This window comes from Aeromicrobium sp. 9AM (assembly GCF_902506105.1).
GTDB lineage: Bacteria > Actinomycetota > Actinomycetes > Propionibacteriales > Nocardioidaceae > Aeromicrobium.
In genome coordinates this window covers 1,368,641-1,377,257 of sequence record NZ_LR733304.1, presented here as the reverse complement: position 1 = coordinate 1,377,257, position 8,617 = coordinate 1,368,641, and the positions used below count along the sequence as shown (strand labels likewise).

8 protein-coding genes are annotated in these 8,617 nt (G+C 67.7%); 6 read left to right on the top strand and 2 right to left on the bottom strand.

Annotated elements, in window-relative coordinates:
- The first annotated feature begins 31 nt into the window (after positions 1–31).
- The 3 genes from BOSE46_RS13005 to rpsA all read left to right on the top strand — a co-directional run bounded on the left by BOSE46_RS13005 (position 32) and on the right by rpsA (position 4,036).
- Positions 32–1,036 (top strand): DUF3068 domain-containing protein, encoded by a 1,005-nt coding sequence (locus BOSE46_RS13005; protein WP_159540643.1) that lies wholly within the window; start codon positions 32–34, stop codon positions 1,034–1,036.
- Positions 1,037–1,128: 92 nt separating this feature from the next.
- Entirely contained in the window at positions 1,129–2,385 is a 1,257-nt protein-coding gene (locus BOSE46_RS13000; protein ID WP_159540642.1) for a M18 family aminopeptidase, read from the top strand.
- A gap of 184 nt (positions 2,386–2,569) precedes the next feature.
- Positions 2,570–4,036, top strand: coding sequence for a 30S ribosomal protein S1 (gene rpsA / locus BOSE46_RS12995; RefSeq protein WP_159540641.1), 1,467 nt, complete (start codon positions 2,570–2,572; stop codon positions 4,034–4,036).
- Positions 4,037–4,099: 63 nt separating this feature from the next.
- Here rpsA and BOSE46_RS12990 read toward each other — a convergent pair whose 3' ends face one another.
- Complete coding sequence (locus tag BOSE46_RS12990) at positions 4,100–4,237, bottom strand: hypothetical protein (protein ID WP_159540640.1); 138 nt, start codon at positions 4,235–4,237, stop codon at positions 4,100–4,102.
- Positions 4,238–4,330: 93 nt separating this feature from the next.
- Between BOSE46_RS12990 and BOSE46_RS12985 the strand changes: the two genes are divergently transcribed.
- Positions 4,331–5,290, top strand: a complete 960-nt coding sequence (locus tag BOSE46_RS12985; RefSeq protein ID WP_159540639.1) for a GlxA family transcriptional regulator — start codon at positions 4,331–4,333, stop codon at positions 5,288–5,290.
- 46 nt (positions 5,291–5,336) lie between these two features.
- A complete protein-coding gene (locus tag BOSE46_RS12980; protein WP_159540638.1) occupies positions 5,337–6,380 on the top strand; it encodes a phosphatase PAP2 family protein in 1,044 nt (347 codons plus the stop codon).
- Here BOSE46_RS12980 and BOSE46_RS12975 read toward each other — a convergent pair.
- Entirely contained in the window at positions 6,333–7,643 is a 1,311-nt protein-coding gene (locus BOSE46_RS12975) for a class I adenylate-forming enzyme family protein (protein WP_159540637.1), read from the bottom strand. The two genes, BOSE46_RS12980 and BOSE46_RS12975, sit on opposite strands and share 48 nt — an antisense overlap.
- Before the next feature lie 136 nt (positions 7,644–7,779).
- Between BOSE46_RS12975 and BOSE46_RS21465 the strand changes: the two genes are divergently transcribed.
- Entirely contained in the window at positions 7,780–8,613 is an 834-nt protein-coding gene (locus tag BOSE46_RS21465; RefSeq protein ID WP_159540636.1) for an SH3 domain-containing protein, read from the top strand.
- The last annotated feature ends 4 nt before the right edge of the window (positions 8,614–8,617 follow it).

Here is an 8,617-nt window from a genome sequence, read left to right as displayed (position 1 = left end):
TCAAGCGTTCATAACGTGGAGGGAGCCCACAGTGAGTAAGAAATTGGGAACAGTCGCGCTGTTCCTGGGCGCGTTTTTGCTGGCATTGGCCGGCTTGTCCAAGTTCTACATGTACGACCAGGTGGCCGTCGTGCCGCTCAACCACGAGGCGACCAGCGTCTCGTCGACGGCGCCGGGGGCCGACGCCGACTACCTCGACGTCGCAGCCGGGCTGAAGCCCACGACCGGACCCTTGAAGAACACGAAGGTCATCGTCGGCAACGTCAAGGAAGGCAAGAAGGCGAGCAAGGCACTCGACCGCGACGTCGCGGTCTGGGACATCTACGACTGCACCGACAAGCCGACCTTCAACTGTGGCTCGGGCAAGGTCGCGCTCAGCGCCACCGACGACCGGGTGGCGTTCGATCGCACCACCGGTCTGGCAGTGGACTGGAAGGGTGCGCGGTCCGACGTCGACGGCGAGGTCATCGAACCCGGCAAGTTCAAGGGTCTCTACTTCAAGTTCCCCTTCGACTCGCAGAAGAAGACGTACCCGTTCTGGGACGGCACCCTGCGTGAGGCCACTCCGGCGAAGTTCGTCGGCGAGGGCAAGGTCAAGGGCATGAAGACCTACGAGTACAAGCAGACGATCGAGCCGATCAAGACCGGCACGATCGACGTGCCCGGCACGCTCGTCGGCTCGGACGAGGCGACCGTCACGGCTGACCGGATCTACTCCAGCGTCAGCACCTACAAGGTCGAGCCGGTCACCGGCGTCATCCTGTGGGGCCAGACGGCGCAGGACAGCTACCTCGAGCTCGACGGCGAACGGGTCCTGACGACGACCAAGGCGACGCTCAGCTACACCGACGCGAACGTCACGGACACCGTCAACGAGTTCAAGTCCAAGACGCTGCTGCTCAAGGCCGTCAAGACGTACGTGCCGTACGGCGGCGGGGCGCTCGGCCTCGTCCTGATCGGCATCGGCCTGTTCACGCGTCGCGGAAGGGACTCCGGGGCGCACACGGCGGAGGAGCGCGAGCTCGTCACGCACTGACTTGCTCCACGGTGAGCGACGCCGCGACCTCCTGACGGGGGTCGCGGCGTCGCTCATTCTGCGTGGCGACGGTGTTCTAGGGTGAGGTTCCTATGACCATCGCCTCCGCCGCAGACCTCTGCACCTTCGTCGACCGTTCACCGACCCCGTTCCATGTGTGCGGCACGGTCGCCGCCGAGCTCGAAGCCGCGGGATACGTACGCGTGGGCGAGCAGGACCCCTGGCCGACCGAGCCGGGCCGCCACTACGTGGTTCGTGGGGGCTCGCTGGTGGCGTGGTCGACCGAGACCAGTGAGCTGCCGAGCGATCCGTTCCGCGTCGTCGGCGGGCACACCGACAGCCCCAACCTGCGCCTCAAGCAGCACCACGACATCGCACCGGAGGGCATCGGCGTCGTGGCCCTGGAGCCATACGGGGGAGCCTGGCTCAACTCCTGGCTCGACCGCGACCTCGGCCTGGCCGGCCGGCTGGCCCTGCGCGACGGCACCGAGACGCTGGTGCACATCGATGCCCCGGTGCTCCGGGTGCCCCAGCTCGCGATCCACCTGTCCGCCGAGCGCAAGGGTGTCGAGCCCGACCCCCAGCGTCACCTCAACGGCATCTGGTCGGTCTCGCAGGGTGAGTTCCTCGAGTTCGTGGCGGGGGAGGCCGGCGTGGCGCGAGGCGACATCCTGGGCTTCGAGCTCATGACCCACGACGTCACCCCGAGCGCCCTGACCGGCGCACGTGCCGAGCTGGTCTCGGCCCCGCGGCTCGACAACCAGGTGACCTGCTTCGCGGGCCTGCGAGCCCTGCTCGATGCGTCACCCGTCGCCGGAGTCCGACCCGTGCTCGCACTGTTCGACCACGAAGAGGTCGGCAGCACGTCTGAGCGCGGCGCCCAGTCCGACCTGCTCGCCACGGTCCTCGAGCGCATCGTGCTCGGCGCCGGCGGCACGCGCGACGACTACCACCGGGCGATAGCCGCGTCGGTCTGTGCCTCGGGCGACATGGCGCACGCGACGCACCCCAACTACGCGGAGCGGCACGAACCGCTCCACCACATCGCGATCGGTGGGGGACCCGTGCTCAAGGTCAACGTCAACCTCCGTTACGCGACGGACGCACCTGGCGCCGCGATGTTCGCCGTCGCCTGCGAGCAGGCCGGCGTGCCGCTGCAGCGCTACGAGCACCGCGCCGACCTGCCGTGCGGCTCGACGATCGGACCGCTCAGCGCCGCGCGTACGGGCATGCTGACGGTTGACGTGGGCGCGCCCCAGCTGGCGATGCACTCGGCGCGAGAGCTCATGGGCGCCGCGGACGTCGACACGTACGCCCGTGCGCTGTCAGCCTTTCTGTCACCGGCCTGACCCGGCTTCCCGCGAGGGACCGCGGTCGCGTACGATTGAGACTGCGCTGACGGCCTGTACGTACCTCGGACAGAGCAGGCCCGTGCTCGTGCGCCGTGTCGGGCGAATCTCCTCGACTCATTCACGATCCAAGGGCTGTCAGACGTGCCCGACAATTCCACCCATCCATCGGAGCAACTCCTCTATGTCAAGCAGTCTCGCCACACCCCACGTAGCACCACAGGTCGCCGTCAACGACATCGGCTCTGAGGAAGACTTCCTCGCCGCAATTGACCTCACCATCAAGTACTTCAACGACGGCGACATCGTCGAAGGTGTCATCGTCAAGGTGGACCGTGACGAGGTCCTCCTCGACATCGGCTACAAGACCGAGGGCGTCATCCCCTCCCGCGAACTTTCCATCAAGCACGACGTCGACCCCAACGAGGTCGTCTCCGTCGGAGACAACGTCGAAGCCCTCGTCCTCCAGAAGGAGGACAAGGAAGGCCGCCTCATCCTGTCCAAGAAGCGTGCGCAGTACGAGCGCGCGTGGGGCGACATCGAGAAGATCAAGGCCGAGGACGGCGTGGTCGAGGGCACCGTCATCGAGGTCGTCAAGGGCGGCCTGATCATGGACATCGGTCTGCGCGGCTTCCTGCCGGCGTCGCTGGTCGAGATGCGCCGTGTGCGCGACCTCGACCCCTACATCGGTCAGAAGATCGAGGCCAAGATCATCGAGCTCGACAAGAACCGCAACAACGTGGTCCTGTCGCGCCGTGCCTGGCTCGAGCAGACCCAGTCGGCCGTTCGCCAGAACTTCCTCACCGAGCTCCAGAAGGGGCAGGTCCGCAAGGGCGTCATCTCCTCGATCGTCAACTTCGGTGCGTTCGTGGACCTCGGCGGCGTCGACGGTCTCGTCCACGTGTCCGAGCTGTCGTGGAAGCACATCGATCACCCCAACGAGGTCGTCCAGGTCGGCGACGAGGTCACCGTCGAGGTGCTCGACGTCGACATGGACCGCGAGCGCGTCTCGCTGTCGCTCAAGGCCACGCAGGAAGATCCCTGGCAGCACTTCGCACGTACGCACCAGATCGGCCAGATCGTGCCGGGCAAGGCGACCAAGCTGGTCCCCTTCGGTGCGTTCGTCCGCGTCGAGGAGGGCATCGAGGGCCTGGTGCACATCTCCGAGCTCGCCGAGCGTCACGTCGAGATCCCCGAGCAGGTCGTCCAGATCGGCGACAGCGTCATGGTCAAGATCATCGACATCGACCTCGAGCGTCGCCGCATCTCGCTGTCGCTCAAGCAGGCCAACGAGACCGAGGCCGCAGTCAGCGATGACTTCGACCCGACGCTCTACGGCATGACGTCGTCCTACGACGCCGATGGCAACTACATCTACCCCGAAGGTTTCGATCCCGAGACCGGCGAGTGGCAGGAAGGCTTCGACGAAGCCCGCGCCACCTGGGAGAAGCAGTACGCCGAGGCGCACGAGCGCTGGGAGGCGCACAAGAAGCAGATCGAGGAGGCCGAGAAGGCCGGCATCGAGGCTTCTGAAGCGGCCAACTACTCATCGGACACCGCAGCCGGTGAGGACGCTCCGCAGCAGGAGGGCTCGCTCGCCTCTGACGAGGCGCTGCAGGCGCTCCGCGAGAAGCTCACGGGCGGCGAGTAACCTTCCGCCCCACGCAAAGAACCCCCGGTCCACACGGACCGGGGGTTCTTCGCGTTGCGGGGTTCACACGAAGCTGTTGGGCGGGAACGAGTCCGCGTGACTGCGCGGACCGGGACGGGCTCCGTACCCGTCTTTGGGGATCAGCACGGTCAGTGCGACCCCGGCGGCGATGACCAGGAGGGCGATTAGAAAGATGAACATGGCAGTAATTCTTGCTGGTGTCAGATACTGCCACCAGTGGCAGTAATGCCACTCTGCATTGATTTACTGCCATCTGTCTGCGATGCTCGTGTCATGAAGACCGTTGCAGTCGTCGTGCAGGACGGTGCCGAGCCCTTTGGCCTCGGATCGATCTGCGAGGTGTGGGCCGAGCCCTACCACCCCGAGGACGACAATCCCGTGTTCGACTTCCGTGTGTGCACGCCCCGCCCCGGCCGGGTGCGCGGCCGGGCCGGCTTCGACCTCCACGTCGAGCACGGCCTGGACGCGCTCGAGGACGCCGACCTGGTCTGCTTCTCGCCCAAGTACGAGTTCCTCGACTTCGATCCGCTCGTGCTCGACGCGGCACGGGCGACGTACGAACGCGGTGCCCTGGTCTATGCGCACTGCTCGGCGGCGTTCATCCTCGCCGAGGCGGGCCTGCTCGACGGCCGTGAGTGCACGACCCACTGGCGCTACACCGATCGCATGGCACGCAGGTACCCGAAGGCGATCGTCCGCCCTGATGTGCTCTACGTCCAGGAGGACAACATCATGACCGGCGCCGGCTCCGCGGCCGGCATCGACGCCTCGCTGCACCTGATGCGGCAGATGTACGGCGCGAAGGTCGCGACGACGACGGCCCGGCGCATCGTCGTCCCGCCGCACCGCGACGGCGGACAGGCGCAGTTCATCCGCACGCCCATGGGGCAGACAGAGGCCGACACCCTCGCGCCGTTGCTGGCGTGGGCCAGCGACCACCTCGACGAGCCGCTGTCGGTCGAGAAGCTCGCGGCACAGGCGCACATGTCGCCCCGAACGTTCGCTCGCAGGTTCCGTGACGAGACCGGCACGACGCCGCTCCAGTGGCTGACCAGCCAGCGCCTCGCCAACGCGGAGGAGCTGCTCGAGAACTCGTCGCTCGCCGTCGAGCAGATCGCCACCCGCGTGGGGTTCGGCAACGCCGCGACGCTCCGCCACCACTTCGCCACTGCGAGGGGCACCACGCCGCAGCAGTACCGCAAGATGTTCACGTGCGTCGATGAGGCTGTCTAGCCGGCCGATTCCTGCTGCGGTCCTCGGCGGGAGATACAGTCTGACCGTGCGCAGAACCGGTTTGGAGTTCAGCTCCGCGCTTGCGGTGGCCACGTTGGTCGCGGCACTCGTGATGGCTGAGTCGTTGGGTCTCGGCTTCCACGACCCCGACGGATCGATCGGTCCGACATTCGTGCTGCTGCCTCTGATCGTGCTGCTGGCCCTGTTCCTCGACGTCGTGCCGCGGGCGGCCATCCGCGCGAAGTCGTGGCGATCCGCCAGGGCCGCCACGGCGGAGGTCTGGCGCGAGCGCTGGCCCGCAGCCAACCTCCGGTTCATGATCGTGGGGTTGATCGGCTGGTACGTGACGTACGCATCGGTCCGCAACCTCAAGGGTTTCGTGCCGTTTGCCAACCACCAGCTCTACGACCGCGACCTCTCCCGCATCGACTTCGCGATGTTCGGCGGCCGGTCGCCGGCTGTGGTCCTGCACGACCTGCTCGGCACCACGGTCGCAGCTCAGGTGCTGTCGTTCTTCTACATCGTGTGGATCGTCGCGCTGCCGGCCTCGCTCGCCGTCGCGCTGGTCTGGGCGCGGCGCGACCGGGTCAGCTCGTGGTGGGTCACGGCGGTCTCGATCGACTGGGTCATCGGCGTCGCCCTCAACTACGCCCTGCCGACGCTGGGCCCGATCTACGACCGTCCCGGCGACTTCGCCGCCCTCAGTCATACCTCGACGACGGCTCTTCAGCAGTCGATGTGGACCGAGCGCCTGCAGGTGCTCGCCGACCCCGCGCACACCAACACGGTCCAGAACATCGCCGCGTTCGCCTCGCTCCACGTCGCCATCGCCACCACCGCGGTCCTCGTCGCACAGCGCGCTGGTCTCCACCGGGCGTTCGTATGGGCCCTGCGGGCGTTCCTCGTCATCACGATGGTCGCCACGGTCTACTTCGGCTGGCACTACGTCTCAGACGTGCTCGCGGGGCTGTTGCTGGGCTTCGTCGGCGCGTGGGTCGGCGAGAAGTTCGCTGCGCCGGACCAGGTGCCCGAGGCCGAGCTGTCAGAGCTCAGTGCGGCGGACCTTGCCGGTCGCAGTGCGCGGCAGTGACGCGACCTTCTCGTACGTCTTGGGTCGCTTGGGCGGGGTGAGTCGCTCGGCTGCAAGCGCGCGCAGCGTCTGTTCGTCGACCTCGCCGACGTACGCCGCGCACACCCGTCGTCCCCACTGCGCGTCGTCGCGGCCGAACACCACGAGGTCGACGAGCCCGTCGGCGCCCTCGAGAGCGGCCTCCACCTCCGCCGGATAGACGTTGACCCCACCGGAGATGATCAGGTCCTCACGGCGGGAGTCGAGGTAGACATAGCCGTCCTCGACCCGGCCGAGGTCGCCGACGGTGAAGGCCGGCCCGTCGGGCGTCTCCTTCCACGTCGAGCGCGTCCTGTCCGGTGCGTTCCAATACGTGAACCGGGCCCACTCCGGCACGGCACACCACAGCTGCCCGTCGGTGTCGGTCGTGACGACCCGGCCCGGCCTGGCCCGGCCCACGGTGCCGGGATGGGCGATCCATTCGGGCGCAGGACAGGCCGTGAACTGTCCCTCGGTCGATCCGTAGAACTCCCAGACCACGTCGGCGCCGAACGTCTCGTGGGCCCGCCGACGGATGGGCTCGGGGCACGGCGCACCGGCGTGGGCGACGAGCCGGAAGCTCGATGCATCCAACGCCGTGCCGTGCTCGTCGAGCCAGGCGAAGAGCCGCTGGAGGTGTGCCGGCACGCAGAACATGGACGTCGGGCGGAGCTCGGTCACCGTCTCGACGAAGGTCTGCGGATCGAATGCCGGCAGCACCGCGATCGATCCGCCGGCCAGCAGCGTGCCCATCGCGAACCGCAGCGGCGCGGAGTGATAGATCGGGGAGACCACCAGGTCGAGGTCGGCGGCGTCGAAGCCCCAGAGCTCCCGCTCCTCCTGGACGAGGGCGGCCGCGTGATCGGGTGCCAGCAGTCCCGACCACACGCCCTTGGGCCGGCCGGTCGTACCGGACGTGAAGTGCATCGGGCGGCAGCGCGGCCAGTCGTCGAGAGCGATGGGCTCGCCGCCTGACAGCTCGTCGAGCGTCGACGGGTCGTCGATGACGAGTGCCGGCTCGACGTCGCGGACGATCGCGTCGCGCTCGTACGGTGTCAGCCGCGGATCGAGCGGCACGGGCACGACACCGGAGCGCGTTGCCGCGAGCACGACGCTGACGTACGCAGATGTGCCCGGCACGCACAGCACGACCCGGTCGCCAGGGCGTACGCCCTGCGCGTGCAAGGCGCCGGCGATACGGGCCTGTGCCCGCTCGCTGTCAGCGGCGCTGAGGACGTCAGGCATCCGAAACCTTCCACATCGTGAGACATCGGTCACTCTGGCAAGCGAGGATGTGCGCATCTGATGTGAACCGATGCACAAAGTATGCTTGACTCGAACGCTGAGTCAGACTTTTGTCTATGCACTAGGTGGTCCATCCGTGGCAGATTCTCGCCACAGGCATGCACGCAAGGCGCCCCGTCGGCTGAACATCTCGCGGGCGATCCTGCCCACAGCGGGTCTGCTGACCCTCGCCACCGCCGGCGCTCTCGTGGTCTCCCACGATCCGGCGAGCCCGGTCCAGGCCGCCGCCCAGCCCAAGCAGGACCTGTTCGCCGTGTCGGCGGAGAAGACCAACGACATCGAGATCAGCCGCAGCGCCGACCGCGCGCCGCTGACGAACGAGGCCGATGCCGAGGCCAAGGTCAAGGGCACCCGTTTTGCGGTGTCGGACCTCGAGGTCCACGCCGCCGCAGAGAGCTCGTCACCGGTCCTGGCCAATGTCTCCTCCGGCAAGACCGTCGACATCACCGGCGTCACCAAGGGCGAGTGGGCCCAGATCATCCACAAGGGCCTCCCGCGCTGGGTCAAGGCCAAGGCGCTGGCCAAGGAGATGCCCCTCGGCACCTCGCCGTGCGCCTCCGGCTCCGGGGCCGAGCGCGGCCTGCAGCCCGACACGATCAAGGTCCACCGCGCGGTCTGCGCGAAGTTCCCCTCGATCGTCCGCTACGGCGGTGTCGCCGGTCGTGGTGAGCACGCCACCGGCCAGGCCCTCGACATCATGGTCGGCACGGGCAACCCGATCGGCTATGACATCGCGGCGTTCCTGCAGGAGCATCGTGCCGAGCTCGGCATCGAGTACATCATCTGGCACCAGCACATCTGGCGGCCGGCGACCTCAGGCGCCTGGCGCAGCATGTCCAACCGGGGCGGTGCGACGGCCAACCACATGGACCACGTGCACGTCACCACCTACGGCAACGCCGCAGGCTAGGTCG